General features: G+C 67.4%; 16 protein-coding genes. 10 read left to right on the plus strand and 6 right to left on the minus strand.

Features of this window, described 5'->3' with window-relative positions; translation table 11 throughout:
* Positions 1 to 10 precede the first annotated feature (10 nt).
* The gene (locus ACFU5V_RS24900; protein ID WP_378702773.1) at positions 11 to 2,860 is read right to left on the minus strand and encodes an FAD-binding and (Fe-S)-binding domain-containing protein; all 2,850 of its coding nucleotides are present in this window, start codon (positions 2,858 to 2,860) and stop codon (positions 11 to 13) included.
* Between the two features lie 51 nt (positions 2,861 to 2,911).
* Between ACFU5V_RS24900 and ACFU5V_RS24905 the strand changes: the two genes are divergently transcribed.
* Positions 2,912 to 3,637: a GntR family transcriptional regulator gene (locus ACFU5V_RS24905; RefSeq protein WP_378433892.1), complete on the plus strand. Its 726-nt coding sequence runs from the start codon at positions 2,912 to 2,914 to the stop codon at positions 3,635 to 3,637.
* A gap of 63 nt (positions 3,638 to 3,700) precedes the next feature.
* Here the strand turns inward: ACFU5V_RS24905 and ACFU5V_RS24910 are convergent, their stop codons facing one another.
* Entirely contained in the window at positions 3,701 to 3,889 is a 189-nt protein-coding gene (locus ACFU5V_RS24910; protein ID WP_012687742.1) for a ChaB family protein, read from the minus strand.
* Between the two features lie 270 nt (positions 3,890 to 4,159).
* Between ACFU5V_RS24910 and ACFU5V_RS24915 the strand changes: the two genes are divergently transcribed.
* The 4 genes from ACFU5V_RS24915 (at position 4,160) to ACFU5V_RS24930 (ending at position 8,669) form a co-directional block, all read left to right on the plus strand.
* Entirely contained in the window at positions 4,160 to 4,414 is a 255-nt protein-coding gene (locus ACFU5V_RS24915; protein WP_378433891.1) for a hypothetical protein, read from the plus strand.
* Positions 4,411 to 4,617: a hypothetical protein gene (locus tag ACFU5V_RS24920; protein WP_378433890.1), complete on the plus strand. Its 207-nt coding sequence runs from the start codon at positions 4,411 to 4,413 to the stop codon at positions 4,615 to 4,617. The genes ACFU5V_RS24915 and ACFU5V_RS24920 overlap by 4 nt, the downstream gene beginning before the upstream one ends.
* A gap of 85 nt (positions 4,618 to 4,702) precedes the next feature.
* Positions 4,703 to 6,139, plus strand: coding sequence for a 3' terminal RNA ribose 2'-O-methyltransferase Hen1 (locus ACFU5V_RS24925; protein ID WP_378433889.1), 1,437 nt, complete (start codon positions 4,703 to 4,705; stop codon positions 6,137 to 6,139).
* A 22-nt stretch (positions 6,140 to 6,161) separates the two neighbouring features.
* The gene (locus tag ACFU5V_RS24930) at positions 6,162 to 8,669 is read left to right on the plus strand and encodes a polynucleotide kinase-phosphatase (RefSeq protein WP_378702893.1); all 2,508 of its coding nucleotides are present in this window, start codon (positions 6,162 to 6,164) and stop codon (positions 8,667 to 8,669) included.
* Between the two features lie 3 nt (positions 8,670 to 8,672).
* Here the strand turns inward: ACFU5V_RS24930 and ACFU5V_RS24935 are convergent, their stop codons facing one another.
* A complete protein-coding gene (locus tag ACFU5V_RS24935; protein WP_378702774.1) occupies positions 8,673 to 9,299 on the minus strand; it encodes a class I SAM-dependent methyltransferase in 627 nt (208 codons plus the stop codon).
* Between ACFU5V_RS24935 and ACFU5V_RS24940 the strand changes: the two genes are divergently transcribed.
* Complete coding sequence (locus ACFU5V_RS24940) at positions 9,211 to 10,026, plus strand: dihydrofolate reductase family protein (protein ID WP_378702775.1); 816 nt, start codon at positions 9,211 to 9,213, stop codon at positions 10,024 to 10,026. The two genes, ACFU5V_RS24935 and ACFU5V_RS24940, sit on opposite strands and share 89 nt — an antisense overlap.
* Before the next feature lie 41 nt (positions 10,027 to 10,067).
* Here the strand turns inward: ACFU5V_RS24940 and ACFU5V_RS24945 are convergent, their stop codons facing one another.
* Positions 10,068 to 10,595, minus strand: coding sequence for a hypothetical protein (locus tag ACFU5V_RS24945; protein WP_378702776.1), 528 nt, complete (start codon positions 10,593 to 10,595; stop codon positions 10,068 to 10,070).
* 402 nt (positions 10,596 to 10,997) lie between these two features.
* On the opposite strand from ACFU5V_RS24945, the gene ACFU5V_RS24950 reads away from it, so the two are divergent.
* The 3 genes from ACFU5V_RS24950 to ACFU5V_RS24960 all read left to right on the plus strand — a co-directional run bounded on the left by ACFU5V_RS24950 (position 10,998) and on the right by ACFU5V_RS24960 (position 13,145).
* Positions 10,998 to 11,576: a dihydrofolate reductase family protein gene (locus tag ACFU5V_RS24950; protein ID WP_124394022.1), complete on the plus strand. Its 579-nt coding sequence runs from the start codon at positions 10,998 to 11,000 to the stop codon at positions 11,574 to 11,576.
* A gap of 301 nt (positions 11,577 to 11,877) precedes the next feature.
* On the plus strand, positions 11,878 to 12,318 hold the full coding sequence (locus ACFU5V_RS24955) for a VOC family protein (RefSeq protein ID WP_378433884.1): 441 nt from the start codon (positions 11,878 to 11,880) through the stop codon (positions 12,316 to 12,318).
* A gap of 65 nt (positions 12,319 to 12,383) precedes the next feature.
* The gene (locus ACFU5V_RS24960) at positions 12,384 to 13,145 is read left to right on the plus strand and encodes a class I SAM-dependent methyltransferase (RefSeq protein ID WP_378702777.1); all 762 of its coding nucleotides are present in this window, start codon (positions 12,384 to 12,386) and stop codon (positions 13,143 to 13,145) included.
* A 128-nt stretch (positions 13,146 to 13,273) separates the two neighbouring features.
* On the opposite strand, the gene ACFU5V_RS24965 is transcribed toward ACFU5V_RS24960, so the two are convergent.
* Both ACFU5V_RS24965 and ACFU5V_RS24970 read right to left on the minus strand, forming a co-directional pair.
* Positions 13,274 to 14,545, minus strand: coding sequence for a cation:proton antiporter (locus ACFU5V_RS24965; RefSeq protein ID WP_378433895.1), 1,272 nt, complete (start codon positions 14,543 to 14,545; stop codon positions 13,274 to 13,276).
* Between the two features lie 395 nt (positions 14,546 to 14,940).
* On the minus strand, positions 14,941 to 15,339 hold the full coding sequence (locus ACFU5V_RS24970; RefSeq protein ID WP_378702778.1) for a hypothetical protein: 399 nt from the start codon (positions 15,337 to 15,339) through the stop codon (positions 14,941 to 14,943).
* Between the two features lie 892 nt (positions 15,340 to 16,231).
* On the opposite strand from ACFU5V_RS24970, the gene ACFU5V_RS24975 reads away from it, so the two are divergent.
* Complete coding sequence (locus tag ACFU5V_RS24975) at positions 16,232 to 16,810, plus strand: hypothetical protein (RefSeq protein WP_378702779.1); 579 nt, start codon at positions 16,232 to 16,234, stop codon at positions 16,808 to 16,810.
* Positions 16,811 to 17,393 lie beyond the last annotated feature (583 nt).

Genomic DNA, 17,393 nt, shown 5'->3' on the forward strand with positions numbered 1-17,393 from the left:
CACGCGACGTTCAGTCCCGTCGCCGTGCAGCATCGGCGTCGAGCTGCGCAGCGAGCAGCTGCGCCAGGTGGTCACCGCGACGATCGGTCAGATCAGCGAGCTGGGTGCGGCAGGAGTAGCCGTCCGCGAGGATGGTGGTGTCGGCATCGGCTCCGGCCACGGCCGGGAGGAGCTGCTGCTCGGCGACGGCCACCGACACCTCGTAGTGTCCCTTCTCGACGCCGAAGTTCCCGGCCAGGCCGCAGCATCCGCCCAACCGCTGCACCTGTGCACCGGCGTTCTCCAGGAGCTGCGCGTCCGGACTCCACCCCATCACCGAATGGTGATGACAGTGCGGCTGCGCGACAACCGATTTGCCTTCCAGAGACGGCGGTTCCCACCCTCGGTCCGTCAGCAGCTCCGCCAGGGTGCGGGTGGCCCCGGCGACCGGGTCGGCGACCGCCCTGCCCAGCAGTTCCGCGGCGTCCGAACGCAGCACCCCGGTGCAGGACGGCTCCATGCCGACGATCGGGACTCCGGCCGCGGCGCTGCCGGACAGTGCGTCGACGGTGCGTCCGAGGATCTTCTTCGCCGCGGTGAGTTGACCGGTCGAGATCCAGGTCAGTCCGCAGCACTGCTGCTTGTCGGTCAACTGCGGTCGGTAACCGGCGGCCTCGAGCACCCGCACGGTGGCGTGCCCGACCTCGGGAGTGAAGTAGTTGGTGAACGAGTCCACGAACAGCAGCACCGGGTCACCGGTGGTGGCACGGTCGTTCTCGGTGGCCTTGAACCAGGACCGGAACGTCTGCTTCGCGAACGGTGGGATGGTGCGGCGCCTGTCCACTCCGGCCGACGACAATGCCAGCGGTCCGATGCCGGGTATGCGCATCACGGCGTTGACCGGGCCGGGGGCTCGGCTGGCGATCTTCGCCCAGCGTGGGAGCCACCCCAGCGAGTAGTGGGAGGCAGGGCGGATACGACCCTTGTAGCTCTGGTGCAGCACTTCGGATTTGAACGCGGCCATGTCGACCCCGGTCGGGCAGTCCGAGGAACAACCCTTGCAGGACAGGCACAGGTCGAGGGCGTCGTGGACCTCCGGCGAACGCCAGCCTCCGTCGACGGCGGTGCCGTTGATCATTTCCTGCAGAACGCGCGCGCGGCCGCGGGTGGAGTCCTTCTCCTCCCGGGTCGCCTGATACGACGGGCACATCACGCCCCCGGTGGCGGTGTTGTCGGCCCGGCACTTCCCGACGCCGGTGCAGCGGTGCACGGCCTGGGTGAAGTCGCCGTCGTCGTGGTGATAGGCCATCGCGAGTCGACGGCGCACGAGCGGGGCAGCAGGTACCCGCAGATCCGCATCGACCGGGCGGGGATCGACGACGACACCCGGGTTGAGGATGTTGTCCGGGTCGAACACGTGCTTGACGGCGGCGAAGAGTGTCATCGCGTCCGGTGAGTACATCAGCGGGAGGAGTTCGCTGCGGGCGCGGCCGTCACCGTGCTCACCCGACAGCGAACCGCCGTAGCCGGCGACCAGTGTGCTTGCCGCCACCAGGAACTCCCGGAAGATGCCGCTGCCGCCGGGCTCGTCGAGCGGCCAGTCGATGCGCACGTGCAGGCAACCGTCACCGAAATGCCCGTACGGCAGGCCGGTGACGTTGTATTCGTTCATCAGCGCATCGAAGTCGCGGAGGTAGTTGCCCAGCATCGCCGGTGGCACCGCCGCGTCCTCCCACCCCGCATGCGCGGGCAGTCCGGCGGGGCTGCGCCCGGCAAGCCCGGCTCCGTCGGCCCGGATCCGCCACAACTCGGCGGCGCGGGCGGCGTCGGTGACCACGAGGCTGTCCACGGCGCCGCAGTCCCGTCCGACCTGCCGAGCCCGGGCGATCGTCTCGTCGAGCTGTTCGCCGACGACCTCGACGAACAACCAGGCCGCCCCCGTCGGCAGCGGCGGCACCGCCTCCGGGCCGCGACGCTCACGCACGACGTCGACGATCCGGGAATCGATCCCCTCGCAGGCCGTCGGATCGAACTTCAGCACCAGCGGGGTCGCGTCCCCCGCCGACGCGATGTCGGGGTATCCCAGGACGACCAGAACGCGGTGGGCGGGCTCGGACACCAGTCGTACCGTGGCCTGGGTCGCCACCGTGAGCGTGCCCTCGGTACCGACCAGCATGCGGGTCACGTCGAACCGGTTCTCCGGCAGGAGATGTTCGAGGGCATAGCCGGACACCTGACGGCCGAACTGGCCGAGTTCGGTGCGGATGGTCGCCAAGCCGCCGCGGGTGACCTGCTGCAATGCCCTCAGCGCCGGGGATGCCGGCAGCTCACCCGCCGCGCCCAGTCGCAGCGACTCCCCGGTTCCGGTGAGCACGTGGAGGCCCGTCACGTTGTCCGAGGTCCGGCCGTATCCGAGGGTGCGGGACCCGCACGCGTTGTTGCCGATCATGCCGCCGATCGTGCAGCGCGTGAACGTCGACGGATCGGGGCCGAACCGCAACCCGTGGGCGGCAGCGGCCTGCTGCAGCACCACCTGGATCGTGCCCGGCTCCACCGTGGCGGTCTGTGCGTCCGGGTCGACGGAGAGCACCCGGTTCATGTGCCGGCTGAAGTCCAGGATCAGTCCGGTCCCGACCGCGTTGCCCGCCACCGAGGTGCCGCCCCCACGACTGGTCAGGGAGACGCCCTCCCGGCGGCACACCGCGAGCGCCGCCTCGACCTCGTCGGCGTGTCGTGGCCGCGCGACGACCAGCGGCCGCACCCGGTAGAGGGAAGCGTCGGACGAATAGGCGGCGCGGGTCGTGCCGTCGGAGAGAACATCGCTCACTCCAGAACTGCGCAGCTCAGCGGCCAGTGATTCAGCGGTGATCATTCGTAGCATGCTACAGCTTCTAGCATGCTACGAACAGTCCCGTGTTGTTACAGTGTTCGGGTGGCAGACGAAGCGCTCGAACTCGAACCGCTCACCCCGTTCCCGGGACGACGGATGGAGCAGGCCGTCGCGGCCGTGCGGGCAGCCATCGACGACGGCCGCATGAAGCCGGGAGTGAAGTATTCGGTCTACCAACTAGCCGAGGGCCTGGGCATCTCCCGCACCCCCGTGCGCGACGCGCTGCTCCGCCTCGAGGAAGTGGGACTCATCAAGTTCGAGGCCCGGCAGGGATTCCGCATTCTGCTCCCCCAGCCCAAGGAGATCGCCGAGATCTTCGCAGTCCGATTGGCGCTGGAACTTCCCGCCGTCCGCAAGGCCGCGACCGCATCCGACCCCACCCTGTCGAACGCATTACTACGCCAACAGCGCCTGATGCGGGACGCGGCCGCCGTCGGCGACGAACACCAGTTCGCCCACCATGACCTCGGGCTTCACGACCTGATCCTCGATGCCGCCGACAACAGCCGGGCCCGCGCCATCGTCAAGACACTGCGCGAGACCACCAGGCTCCTCGGGGCCAACACCGCCGACAAGACCAGAACCCTCACCGACATCGACGACGAGCACACACCGGTCATCGACGCGATCATCGCCGGGCACCCCGACGAGGCAGAAGCCGCGATGCGCGGGCACCTGGAAAACACTGGACGCCTGCTCGTCGCTCAGGCTCTCCGCACCGACGCTTCCGATCGGTCCGTCGACGAGATCTGGTCAGCCGTCGTCTGAGGCCCATCCACCCGTGAGCACTTGTCAACGTCCGGCGGTTGAGAAGTACTCACGGGTGCGACATCAGTCCTGCTTGGGCACCCAGTGGTCGGTCACGAGTTCGTACGATTGTTTGAGCTCCCCGTACGCCGCTCGTTGAGCCTCCTCGCCCTCGCCGTACCGCCGAACGGCTGTCTCGTGTGCCGTAGCGAAAGCGGCCTGCACCTCCTTCGATGATCTCCGCAGTGTCTGTGGGAGGTCGGTCCGGTTCACGGCTCCACTCCTTCTCGGTCATGGGCTTGATGTCGTACCCATCGATTGTCCGCCCGCCACCACCGCGACGGAACCGGAGTCGAGCAAGTTTTCCGGCGCGGGCCGACCGATCAGCCGTCGGCAGTCACGAGTTGGTCCGACCCCGGCCGTGGTGGCACAGACCGGGAAACACCGGCATCGGACACCGGTATACGCAACAATGGCTCGGGAAGCTCGCCGCCACGTGAAATTCATTCTCGCCGAAGGGAATTCCACACCAGAGGAGACTCGATGCCCGTTTCGCCACACACTTTGTTGCAGCACGTCCAGGATCGCACCACCGACCTGCGCCGATGGTTGGATACCGGCGAGAACACCGCCACCCTGACTGCGTATCTGCGCGACGAACCCGTCGACCACCGATGGCTCTCCACCTACCGACGACTCACCCACGATTTGCTGCGGGCGGTCGACCACGCCTGCCCGCCCAGGGAACCCCACGAGACGCCGACGCCCGGCGTCGAACGCCAATCGGACCTGCGATGAACGACGACCAACGCCGGGCGCTCGAACACGTGCGCGACACCTGCGCGATGCTGCACTGCTTCCTGACCACCCAACCGAGCGATCGGCCGCCGGAACGGGTCCGCACCGCCACCTTCGAGCAACTCACCGACGACCTCCTCGACGCCGTCACCTCGGCACAGAACGCCGGCGTCCCGGAACAGCGCATCTTCGACAGCATGTGAGATCGTCGTCATCGGAGTCCGGCCTCTTCCGACCCGACCGAAATCCGGGTGCGGCGGACGCCCTGGCTACGGCAGACTGTGCCTGGTGATCCTGACGATTTCCACGACGGTGCGCCCGGCAACCGATCTCGGATACCTGCTGCACAAGCACCCCGATCGGGTTCAGGAGTTCACCCAATCCTGCGGTGTCGCACGCGTGTTCTATCCCGAGGCGAACGAGAATCGTTGCACGGCGGCACTGTTGCTCGATGTCGATGCGATCCGGCTCGCCCGCACAGCGGGCAGGTCCGCCGACTACGCGCTCGGCCAGTACGTCAACGACCGTCCGTACGCCGCGTCGTCGCTGCTGTCGGTGGCGTTGGCGGACGTCTTCCGCACCGCCCGCGCGGGACGATGCACCGTCAAGCCGGAGTTGGCCGCCACGCCGATCCCCCTGGAGATTTCGCTGCCCGCGCTGCCGTGTCGAGGTGGTCCGCAGTTGGCCGAACGCCTCTTCACCCCGCTGGGGTGGACTGTCGAGGCACGCCCCGTGCCACTCGACGAAGCGTTTCCGGAATGGGGTGACTCCCGCTATGTGCGGCTCACCCTGCGCGGCGACATCCGGCTCGCCGACGCCCTCAATCACCTCTATGTCCTGCTTCCGGTGCTCGACGACGCCAAGCATTACTGGGTCGCCTCCGACGAGGTCGACAAGCTGATCCGGGCCGGTGGATCCTGGCTCGCGGAGCACCCGGAGACACACCTCATCACCAGCCGCTACCTGCGGCATCAGTCCGCCCTGACGCGCTCGGCGTTCGAGCGGCTCGCCGAACTCGGCGACGACGTCCCGGAGCAGCTGGAACCACCGGTCGACGAGGAGCCCGGCAGCGACGCGGCGGGCATTGTGTGCGGGGCGGACACGACGGCCGCACCGCCGCTGAACCTGCTTCGGCGCGAGGCGGTCCTCGGCGCACTCTGCGAACTGGACGCCCGCACCGTCATCGACCTCGGATGCGGTTCCGGTCGACTCGTCGCCGCACTGCTGAACGATCCCCGTTTCACCGAGATCGCCGGCGTCGACGTGTCGACTCGGGCGCTGACGATCGCGGCACGCCGACTGCGGCTCGATCGGATGCCGGAGCGACGCCGCGAGCGTCTGCAACTGTTCCAGGCAGCCCTCACCTACACCGACCACAGGTTCGCCGGCTACGACGCTGCCGTGTTGATGGAGGTCATCGAGCACATCGACCCGCCGCGGCTCACCGCACTCGAACAGGTGATCTTCGGTGCCGCGCGGCCCGGGCACGTGATCGTGACGACACCCAACTCCGAGTACAACGTGCGGTACCCCGAACTCGAGGGAATGCGTCACCGCGACCACCGCTTCGAGTGGTCCAGGGCCGAATTCCGCTCGTGGGCAGGCACCGTCTGCCGGATCCACGGATACACCGCCGACTTCCGGCCGGTCGGCGAGGACGACCCCGAGGTCGGTCCACCGACCCAGATGGCGGTCTTCGCACGGGCGGGTGGCGCCGATGCCTGACATCTCTGTGCCTGCGTAGTCGCTGGTGGTTCTCGTGGGTGTGTCCGGCAGCGGCAAATCCGGCTTCGCCGCACGGCATTTCGCCCCGACCCAGGTGCTGTCGTCCGACTTCTGCCGGGGGCTGGTGGCCGACGACGAAAACGACCAGGCCGCAACCTCGGACGCCTTCGACGTGCTGCTCTACATCGCAGGGACCCGGCTGCGGCGCGGTCTGCTCACGGTCGTCGATGCCACGAATGTGCAGCGTGAAGCGCGCAAGGCGTTGATCGATCTGGCCAAGTCCCACGACGTCCTGGTGGACGCGATCGTGATCGACGTTCCCGACGACGTCGCGATCGCGCGCAACGCGACCCGACCGGACCGCGACTTCGGTGCACACGTGATCCGACGGCAGCACAAGGACCTTCGGCGGTCACTGCCGAAGATCGGACGCGAAGGGTTCCGGCGCGTGCACATGCTCACCGGAGTCGACGCCATCGACTCGGCGACGGTGTCGACCGAGAAGGCCTGGACCGACAAGCGGGATCTGACCGGACCGTTCGACATCATCGGCGACGTGCACGGCTGCCGAAGCGAACTGGAAACGCTGCTGCGGGAACTCGGCTGGCGGCTCCAGCCCGATGGTGCCGGCGCCCACCACCCCGAGGGGCGGACCGCCGTGTTCGTCGGCGACCTGGTCGACCGCGGACCGGACACCCCGGGAGTGCTGCGCCTGGTGATGGGCATGGTGGCGGCCGGAACGGCGCTGTGCGTCTCGGGAAATCACGAACAGAAGCTCGCCCGGGCGCTGCACGGCCGGAAGGTCGCCGCCTCGCACGGTCTGCAGGAGTCGCTCGATCAGCTCGCCGCGGAATCCGACGGCTTCCGTACGTCGGCGCACGCCTTCATCGACAGCCTGATCAGCCACTACGAACTCGACGGCGGCAATCTGGTGGTCGCGCACGCCGGGCTGAAGGAGGCCTACCACGGCCGCGCATCGGCGCGCGTGCGTTCGTTCGCCCTGTACGGCGACACCACCGGCGAGACCGACGAGTACGGACTGCCGGTGCGGTACCCGTGGGCCCACGAGTACCGTGGACGGGCCGTCGTCGTCTACGGCCACACCCCCGTGCCGGAGACCGAGTGGATCAACAACACCATCTGCCTCGATACCGGAGTCGTCTTCGGCGGAAAGCTGACCGCCCTGCGATACCCGGAGAAGGACATCGTGTCCGTTCCGGCGGAGCAGGCGTGGTTCGCACCGGCGCGACCACTCGGCACGGGGCCGGCCACGCCGGGTCGTCGGACGGAGCGCGATCCTGCCCTGTTGTCGGTCGACGACGTGCGCGGAACACGGCACATCGACGTCCGCTACCACAAGGGACGCATCAAGGTGCGCGAGGAGAACTCCGCCGCCGCGCTCGAGATCATGAGCCGGTTCGCCGTCGACCCGCGATGGCTGGTGTACCTGCCGCCGACCATGGCTCCGCCGGCCACCTCGAGCCTCGACAGCTACCTGGAGCACCCCGCGCAGGCCTTCGCCGAGTTCGCGGCAAGTGGGGTCACCGAGATCGTGTGCGAGGAGAAGCACATGGGTTCGCGGGCGATCGCCGTGCTGGCCCGCGACGCCGCAACCGCGGCGGAGCGGTTCGGCGTCACCGACGGAAGCTCGGGGATCGTCTACACCCGCACCGGCCGACCGTTCTTCGACGACCCGACCACCATGAGCGCACTGGTGGACCGGCTCCGCACCGCGTGCGGGCCGCTGATGGACGACCTCGAATCGTCGTGGCTGGCGCTCGATTGCGAACTGCTGCCGTGGTCGGCGAAGGCAGGAGAGCTGATCCGCAGCCAGTACGCATCGGTCGGCGCCGCGGCGGGTGCGGCGCTGCCGGACGCGATCACCGCACTGGAAACCGCTGCGGCGCGAGGGTTGGACGTCGCAGACCTGTTGACCCACAGCCGAACCCGCGCAGCCAACGCCCGTCGTTTCAGGGACGCGTACGCGCGGTACTGCCGGCCGGTGACCGGCCTGGACGGGGTGCGGCTCGCGCCGTTCCACATCCTTGCGTGTGAAGGCCGCGCAACCGCAGTCACCGAACCGCACTCGTGGCACCTCGCGAAGCTCGCGGCACTCGACGATCCCCTCATCGCCGAGACCAGGCACCGGTTCGTCGATCTCACCTCCGACGAGTCCCGGGACGCGGCGACCACCTGGTGGTCGCGACTGACCGATGCCGGCGGCGAGGGCATGGTGGTCAAGCCACTCGGCCCCACACCCGCAGCACTGGCACACCGGAGAATTCAGCCGGGCATCAAGGTGCGGGGGCGGGAGTACCTGCGAATCATCTACGGCCCCGATTACACCGAGAACCTCGACGTTCTCCGCGACCGCTCACTCGGTCGCAAACGATCGATGGCCCTGCGCGAACATGCGCTCGGCTTCGAGGCGCTGACCAGATTCACCGAAGGCGACCCGCTGTGGCGAGTCCACGAAACGATGTTCGCGGTTCTGGCGCTCGAGTCCGAGCCGGTGGACCCACGGCTGTAGCCGTCACCGGATGCTCCGCCGGCGTGCGGTGATTGCGCCGTGAGGCCTGCAGCCGCTCCCGGTTCGGGTATGTGTCTCGATCACCTCGAAGCCGGCCTCGGCTAGTTGCCGTCCGAGTTCGGCAACCGGCCAACGATGAGCAGTGGTCACGGCATGATCGAATTTCTCCACGGTCGCTCCTTCGAAGAAGCCGACCAGAAGCCCTCCGCCCGGTCGGATCACGCGCGCGAACTCGGCGAGCGGACGCTGGATGTCGAGTGAACTGTGGTGAATGAGCGAGTACCAGGACAACACACCACCCAGTGACTCTGCGGCGGCGTCCATTGCCTCGAAGCTGCCGACGCGGAACGAGAGGTCCGGATATTGCGCACGAGCCCGTTCCACGAACTCGGGCACGAGGTCGATCCCGCTCACATCGGCTCCGCATGCGGCCACGAAGTCGGTCCACTGCCCCGGACCGCATCCGGCGTCGAGCACGGGACCCGTCAGGGCGGCGGCCCAGCTGCTCACCAGGGTCCGATCGGACGGGTGTGTCGACGTCATGGAGCCGAAGAGATCCGTGTACTCCCGGGATCTGGCCGCGTACGACTCTCGGACGATCTCGCCCGGCTGGGTTCTCGTGTTCGCCATGCCGTCCATGATCGTCGATCGGGTGCTGCATGTGCCGACACCCGCCGTACGATCGCGTGGACCGCCCACGACGGACCGTCGTCGTCTCGCGATCGATCACAGTGTGTGGCTGAGCAGCGTGCAGAAGGATGGAGAGCGGAATGTCCAGCTCAACGGTGACATTGCCATGCTGATCTACTCGATGAGCGTCTCGGTGGACGGCTTCATCGCCGACCGGAAGGGCGGATTCGGGTGGACGGTGCCCAACGACGAGCAGTTCCGTTTCCACATCGAGCAGATACGCGGGCTCGGCGGCTATCTCTGCGGCCGTAAGCTCTACGAGACCATGCTTCCGTGGGAAACCGACCCGTCGATGCGCGACCACGAACCCCAGGCCGCGTTCGCCGACGTCTGGGGCACTATCCCGAAGGTCGTCTTCAGCCGCACGCTCGACAGCGTTCACGGCAACGCCCGGCTCGCCGAGGCGTCGGTGGCCGACGAGATCGCCGCAGCGCTCGCCGCGACCGACAAGGACGTCGCGATCGGCGGCGCCGGCCTGGCCGCGGCAGCAATCGAGCTCGGCCTCGTAGACGAGCTGCGCATGTTCCGCAATCCGATCGTCGTCGGCGGCGGCACGCCGTTCCTGCCGCCGGTCACCGAAAACGTTCCGCTGGACCTCGTCGAGACCAGGACGTTCGGCTCGCGCGTGATCTATGAGCGCTGGGCATGCTCACAGGTCGGCAGCTAGGCAAGGGTGCAGATGGTGTGTGGCCGCTCCGTGTCCCCGTCCTATGAACTGCTGCCGAATGGTCCGGCTGGCGGCTCGACGGGATAGGCGGCGACGTCCATGACCACCGAGCCCTCGCACGGGCCGCTGTCGATATCGGTGCGCCAGGAACCGGTCAACGTCCCGTCTGGCTGGGGTGTGTAGTACGCAACCGAGTGCGCGGGTGCCCACACCTTCGGCACGCCCTCGCCTTGATAGCAGTCCCACTCCCAGTCGTAGGTGTGGACCCAGCTGGTCCCGTCCCAGGTGTACCGCGGTGGTAGCGGCAGTGTCGGATTGGCCGGCGTGGGCCCATCGGTCACGGTGGCAACGCAGGAGTCGTCCGTGCAACTCGTCTCGAATCGGTACGTATCAGCGAAGTCGGGCTCCCACTGCCGCGCTGCCAGACTCGTACCGGTCTTCGTCGCGGCGAAGCGCTTCAACGAGTACTCCCCCGACCAGGACGGCTGCGTTGGTGCAGCCCCCGCAGGCACAGCCCCGGCAACCGACCAGGATGCGATCAACGCGACTATCAGCAGTGACTTGCGCATAACGCGATTGAAGCACAGGTGTCGGCAGCACAGTGGGTATCGGTGTCCGCAGCGGTGGCCGGGATCGCGGTGTCTGTGGCGGCCCTCGTGGTCCGCTCTGCACAGAGGAACAGGTCGCCGCACGCCTGCCAATCCGCGGAACTCCGCAGATCAGGACCGTGATCAGATCACCGGTCTGGGGCAGTGAGTGGCGACCTGTTGCCCGTCGCGATGGTAAGAGTAGTTCGCCCCTCCGACAGAGGCGATCCGCTCCGCCCGCCACAGCGCGATCTCGGGGCTGTAGCGGGCGGAGAGCCACCTCACGGAACCCCGCGCGACGCTGCGCCCCATCGGCGACGATGAGTTTTGCATTGGATCCCAGTCAGTACCTACATCGATAAAACGTGACTCGAGGAGAACGACATGACCGCGACCTACACTTTCGACGTCTTTTCCAGCCTCGACGGCTACGGCGGCGTCAGCGACGGAGACTGGGGAGGGTACTGGGGCAAGCAAGGCCCCGAGTTGCTCGACCACCGCCTTTCTCTGTACGGGTCGGAGCAGCGGATGGTCTTCGGGGCCAACACGTATCGGGCATTTGCACAGATGCTGGAATCGAGCACCGAAGAGTCCGAAGTGCGTGACCCGTGGGTCACTCGGATGAGGAGTCTGCCGGCAACGGTGGTGTCGACGACGTTGGAAGGACCTCTGGACTGGCCGGACGCGACCATCGTGAGCGGCGACGCCGTCGACGTCGTCGCCCGGCTCAAGCAGGAGTCCGACGTGCCGCTGCGTTCCCACGGCAGCCTGTCGATGAACAGGGCACTGTTGGCCGCCGGCCTCGTCGACCGCCTGCAGGTGACGCTGTTCCCGGTGATCACCGGTCAGACCGGTGACGACCCGATCTTCCAGGGTGCGGCCGACTTCGACCTGGAACTGATCGAGCACCGGACACTCGACGGTCACATCCAGGAGCTGATCTACCGACCCACGCTCCATTGACCTACTGATTCCCGATGCGCGAGTGGAATTTCCGCTCCGTCTTCGACGGATCGGCATACCGAATGGCATCATCCGGGTCCACGGGCGAGGACGGGACGCCGACCGGAGTGACGTGGCGGTCTTGCTGCAGCTGTGGCCCGCCGAGCACCCGTTGCCACTGACGACGTACCGGCCCTGAAACAGCGCACCGATGAGAACTCGCCTGCTGGACTCTCTACACGGATGTCGAGAATGCGGCGCCGGCTCCGTCCCAGATACACCAGCGGCCACGACAGGCCGCGCGACCACTAGGGAGAACCACATGGCGATTCAGCGGATGGACCACGTGAGCGTCGTCGTCGACGACCTCGAGGCTGCTATTGCGTTCTTTGTCGAACTCGGCATGGAGCGGGAGGGCGCGGCGCAGATCGAGGGACCTTGGGTGGACCGCATCAACGGGCTCGACGGCGTCCGAGTCGACATCACGATGATGCGGACCCCGGACGGCCACGGCCGGCTCGAGCTGACGAAGTTCCACCACCCGACGGCCGTCAGCGCCGAGCCGAAGAACGCACTGGGGAACACGCTGGGTCTACGGAGCATCATGTTCGCCGTCGACGACGTCGACGCCACGGTCGCCGGTCTGCGAGCCCACGGCGCGGAACTCGTCGGTGAGGTAGCGCAGTACCAGGACAGCTACCGGCTCTGCTACGTCCGCGGGCCCGCGGGCATCATCGTCGCGTTGGCCGAGGAGCTCGGCTGACGGCACGTCCTGCGACAGCGGATCGACGACCATGCCGGTCTGCGCAGGAATCTAGACTGTCGGGCGTGGTCGATCCGATGCATTTCGAGGCGCACGCCTGCATCTACGGTGAGGCGCGGCCGCCGCATCCGCCTGCCCTGTGGGACAGTCTTCGCGGTCTCGGTGTTCTCGAGCCCGGCCTCCGCGCCCTGGACATCGGAGCGGGAACGGGGCAGGCGACCGGTCCCCTGATCGCCGCGGGCCTGAACGTCACGGCGGTGGAGCCCGGCCGCCGGCTCGCCGCACACCTTCGACGTGCACATCCCGAAGCGGCCGTCATCGTCGAATGCGTCGAGGACGCCGAGCTTCCGGAGAAGGCCTTCGATATCGCAATCGCGGCGACATCGATTCACTGGATCGACCTCGATATCGCTCTTCCGAAGATCCACCGCACGCTGACCGACAACGGAAGGTTCCTGGTGTGGCGGAACGTCTTCGGAGACCCCGATGCCAGGACTCCGTTCCGGGAGCATGTCGCACGGATCGTGCAGGACCGTCGCACACCACCTCGCCCCGGACCCGATCCGGAGGATGTTTCAGCGCTCACCGCGGAGTTCACTCGTTCGGGCCTGTTCGCCGTCGACGTGGTCCGCACGTTCCGGTGGAACATCGAGCTGAACGACCGGCAAGTGTTCCGGCTGTTCTCGACGTTCAGCGACTGGACCGCGGAGGAGGCCGACCGCGCTGCCGCCGCTGTCCGGGAACTCGGAGGCACCGTGGTCGAGCACTACATGACCTGGCTCGTCGCGCTGACCCCCGCCAACATTCCCTGCGCGGATCGGCGGTAGGTCGGCGGGGCGGCAGCCGACAGAGGTAGGCCGTGCCGTCCGTCACCGGGTTGTCGATGGTGCACGCGACCACCGCGGCATCGTCGAGATGCCGCGGAACGCTCCGCCCCAGCCCGACCGAACCGTCTCTACCCGGTTCGGCCGTCGTCGGCGGTGTCGCCTCGCCCCCGGTCGAGCAACTGCATGACGGTCGTGGCGGTGACGCCGTGGACGAACACCGACAGGACCACGGCGAACGCGGCCGTCGACCACAACGCGCTCTCCTGATCGATGCCCGCGACCGCGGCAGCGAATGCGAGGTAGTAGATCGAGCCGACGCCTCGGATACCGAAGAACGCGGTCACCCGCCGCTCCTGGATTGTCATCTCGCGGCAGCCGAGCAACGCCACCCACCCCACGACCGGACGGATCACAACGACGAGCGCCACCGCAACCAGCACCCCACCCCAGGTCAGGTGATCCAGCAGGCCCGACGTGAGCGCGACGCCCAGCAACAGCAGTACCGCGAGGGTCAGGACGTGCTCGAGTTGTTCCATCACACGGTGCATCTCGGCGTGATACGTATGTGCCCGCTCGATCCGACGGAGCGCGACCGCACACGCGAACACGGCGAGAAAGCCATACCCACCGACGAGTTCGGTGAGCCCGTACACGGCGAACGTGGCGGCCAGCGCGACGATCGGTTCACCACTCTCGGCCAGCCGCGCATGCGGAATCGGGAAGTGGAACACCGCCCGGCCGAGCAGGTACCCGGCGACCGCGCCGATCGCCGCGCCCAGCACGGACTTGCCGACCAACTCCCACAGGAACCACCGCGCGATCCAATCCTCGGCCGGACCCTTCGTGATCAGGAACAACGCCAGATAGACGAACGGAAACGCGAGGGCGTCGTTGAGTCCGGCCTCCGACGTCAGAGCGAACCGCACCTCGTCGTCCTCACGGTCGGAATCGTCCCCCGACGACGGTCCCTCCACCTGGACGTCGGAGGCCAGCACCGGATCCGTCGGAGCGAGCACCGCACCGAGCAGCAGCGCCGCAGCCGGTGTCAGCGCCGCCGCCCACCAACCGAGGACCGCCACCGCGGCGATACCGAGCGGCATCGCGATGCCCAGCAGCCGCCACGTCGAGTTCCACGACCGTAAGCCGAGCGGCCGGTCGATCGCCAGGCCGACACCCATCAGCGCGACGATGACACAGCCCTCGCTCACATGCTCGGCCACCGCGGGATGCGCCACCGGCGACACCAGATCGGCGTTTCCGAGAAACACTCCCACCACCGCTCCGACCGCGAGCACCACCAGCGGCGCCGATACCGCCCGGTTGCGCACGATGCGCGGAACGGTCGCGGCGAGCAGCAACGCCACACCGGCGGACAGGTAGACGACGTCGGTATTCACGATGATCCCGCGCACCTTTCGTGAAAAGGGGGACAGAGAAGAGTTCACGGAAATCGCCTTTCCGAAACGCCGGTCACATGCCCCGGTAGCTATCCCACCCAGCAACCGGCGGTCGTCCAACCGCTCTCGGATAACGTCCGCCACCGCTGTTCCACAGCGGACGACCTCATACGCCTCGTGAATCGCACAACATCGCGCCAGTGGCGGACGTCGCGGCCCCGGAACGAGGCGCATCTCACCGGCTGCGCGAAAGGTCGAAGCCACTCGTTCCGTATTCACCTGCGGTGCCGGTCCTCCGGCCACTCATGAAGGGAGAGCAGGTTGTACAGGGGTTTGCCAGCGCACAGAGCACAGCGCGAATGCATCCATAGCGGACGCTTCCTGAGTCCTGACAGCGGTCAGAACGCCTCAGGATTCCAGGTGGCGACCGCCCAGATCACGACGGCGTTGAGTGCGATGATCGTGATCGACCACCACGGGTAGTAGGGCAGCCACAGGAAGTTGGCGAAGATCGATACAGCGCAGATCGTCATCGCGCCGACACGCGCCCAGCCGGCCCCGGTGAACAATGCGGCACCGATCCCGGTGACGATCACGCCGAGCACGAGATAAATCCATCCCCACGCCGTGACGTCGAATTGGTAGGTATATTCGATGCCGGCGATGATCACCTGGTCCTTGGCGATCGCGGAGATCCCTTGAAGGAATTCGAGAACGCCGACAGTGATGAGGAGAACCGCCCCGCCCATCGACGTTCCCTGTGCCACAACCTGTTTGACCAGCGATTGCTCGGACATGAACGTTCCCTTTCGAGTCGAGCCCTCCCGCGGGCCGCGACGCGTCATCGACGGCCCGTCCCATCAAGCCTGACACGCGTGCACGACAATCAGCAGACCTCCGGAGATGGAACAGATCATCCTCGAGGCGCTATGTCGTGGGCGCCGTTTCCAGGCGGGTCCGGGCATCATCGGGAATGTCAGGTCAGCGTCGTGGCCCTCGGCACTCTCCGCGCCCGCGCCGGGACCCACGGTCATCAACGGCACGGATGGCACAGTGCTCACACTGGCGCAGCCGGGCCCGGAGGGGTGGACCGCACAGATGGTCCTTACCAACGCGCGCGCACTCGCAGATCCTTCCGCTACAGGCGGCCGAAGAATCCCCGATCAACACCCTGCCCGCGGTCGTCGACGACCTTCTGCCTTGCGCGCTCTTCGCCAGAGACGCCTACCAGCTGGTCGACATTGCAGCGCTCGCCTGCGCGTGGGCAAGTTGGCCGCGCCGTCGATGCCGAAATCGAAGAAGCGGTCGCGGAACCTGCACGTGAGGCACTCGTCCAGACTGTGAACCGTCTGGACACCGGCCAACTCAGTCTGCGCGTCGTTGGAGCTTCCAGGCTGTGCGCTGATCTTGATATTCGTGGTCAAGGCGGTGATCGGTCGCCGCACACACCACTGAGGGTCGGACGTCACGCGCTCAATACTCCGCCTGTCCGGGCGGGGTCCGTATGCGGGGATGGTGGCCATCTCCGCACAGCGGGCTTCCGATGCAATTTGCGATTGGGGACCGGGCACACGGGGTAGTCACGATGTACGCCTCGTGCGCACCGACGCGCCACAGCTCCACCTGCTCCCGACGCCCGACGCAGTGCGTGGCGACGACACACAGCAAGTGGGTTCCATCATGAAAATAATGAAAACCAAAACCAGAGTTGAGGTTGCCGCAGCGGTCGGCGCCGGATACCTGCTGGGGCGCACGCACCAATTGAAGATGGCCGTGAAGATCGCTGGAACGGGCGGACGGTCCCCCAAAGGGCCTGAGGATCTGCTCGCACAGGGATCCGAGTTCCTGGCCTCGTCTCCGGAGATCGCGGAACTCGGCGATTCGGTTCGGGACGAGCTCCTCGACACGGCGGCCGCCACGGCCGAGGCCACCAGCGAGCACGTCGACACGTTCCGCGACCGCCTCCGGTCGGGCGGCGCGCACGTCGCGGCCGGTGGCGGGCACCTGGTCGCCGGGGTGAAGAGGATCGGCCGTCGCGGGCACGCCCACCCGCAGGCTCCCGAGGGTTCCACCGTCGACGTGAGCTCGAGCACGGAAACAACGTCGTCTGACGCGGTCCACGACGAGCAACAGCCGAAGCCGCACAGACTCCGCAAACCTCGGATCATGACAGCCGGTGACTCGGCGGCGCAGTCCCGCGACGAATCCGCACCGGAAGCACGACCGGACACCGCCGCGCGCAGGAAGGGAACGGCCAAGGCGCACTAGTCTCCTCACCCACTGGCGGGCTGGTGTGTCTCGAGGAGCGCCGGCTGTTCCTCACCGTCGTGATGTGTGTGGTGGCGCTCGCCGCCGCCTGAATCCGCCGACGGGCTCGAACGCGGCGAGATGACGCCCGAAACCTGCCTGGGCGAACTGCTCCCACTGGGCGACGCCTCCGCCGGGCGGTTGACGCTGCGCTGGCCTCGCTCAGCCGGCATCGATCGGGGCCGCCCCGACTGCCCGGGTCCGCGCACCCTCTTCGGCGCATCCTGGCCCTGTGGCGGCACGGCACCAACCCCTACGGCGACGACCTGCACCAGCTACTCGACCAGGCGGGCCGGCCACGGCAGCCGTGGACCGGAGAAGTGATCGGTCCCGATATCACCTCGGTGCGATCGCCGTCCGCGTCGATCACGGAACCGGAACTGTCGATACCGGCCGACGCGGTGCCGCTGCCCATCACCGGAGCGAGTACGGCTATGCCCGCGACCGCCGCCAAGCGGGTGAAGGGTTTGCACTTCGTGGCACGGATCGCGTCTGGCCAATGACAAGCGCTGGATCCGGCCACCCGAGGCGCGCGGGAAAGTTC

The sequence above is a fragment of the Rhodococcus sp. NPDC057529 genome (assembly GCF_042802055.1).
Lineage (GTDB): Bacteria > Actinomycetota > Actinomycetes > Mycobacteriales > Mycobacteriaceae > Rhodococcus_F.

Coding starts and splice junctions, on each gene's coding strand:
- ACFU5V_RS24955 (WP_378433884.1), top strand. CDS start 11,878: ATGGCGATTCAGCGGATGGACCACGTGAGCGTCGTCGTCGACGACCTC.
- ACFU5V_RS24975 (WP_378702779.1), top strand. CDS start 16,232: ATGAAAACCAAAACCAGAGTTGAGGTTGCCGCAGCGGTCGGCGCCGGA.
- ACFU5V_RS24970 (WP_378702778.1), bottom strand. CDS start 15,339: ATGTCCGAGCAATCGCTGGTCAAACAGGTTGTGGCACAGGGAACGTCG.
- ACFU5V_RS24935 (WP_378702774.1), bottom strand. CDS start 9,299: ATGGCGAACACGAGAACCCAGCCGGGCGAGATCGTCCGAGAGTCGTAC.
- ACFU5V_RS24920 (WP_378433890.1), top strand. CDS start 4,411: ATGAACGACGACCAACGCCGGGCGCTCGAACACGTGCGCGACACCTGC.
- ACFU5V_RS24900 (WP_378702773.1), bottom strand. CDS start 2,860: ATGCTACGAATGATCACCGCTGAATCACTGGCCGCTGAGCTGCGCAGT.
- ACFU5V_RS24945 (WP_378702776.1), bottom strand. CDS start 10,595: ATGCGCAAGTCACTGCTGATAGTCGCGTTGATCGCATCCTGGTCGGTT.
- ACFU5V_RS24915 (WP_378433891.1), top strand. CDS start 4,160: ATGCCCGTTTCGCCACACACTTTGTTGCAGCACGTCCAGGATCGCACC.
- ACFU5V_RS24940 (WP_378702775.1), top strand. CDS start 9,211: ATGGAGCCGAAGAGATCCGTGTACTCCCGGGATCTGGCCGCGTACGAC.
- ACFU5V_RS24950 (WP_124394022.1), top strand. CDS start 10,998: ATGACCGCGACCTACACTTTCGACGTCTTTTCCAGCCTCGACGGCTAC.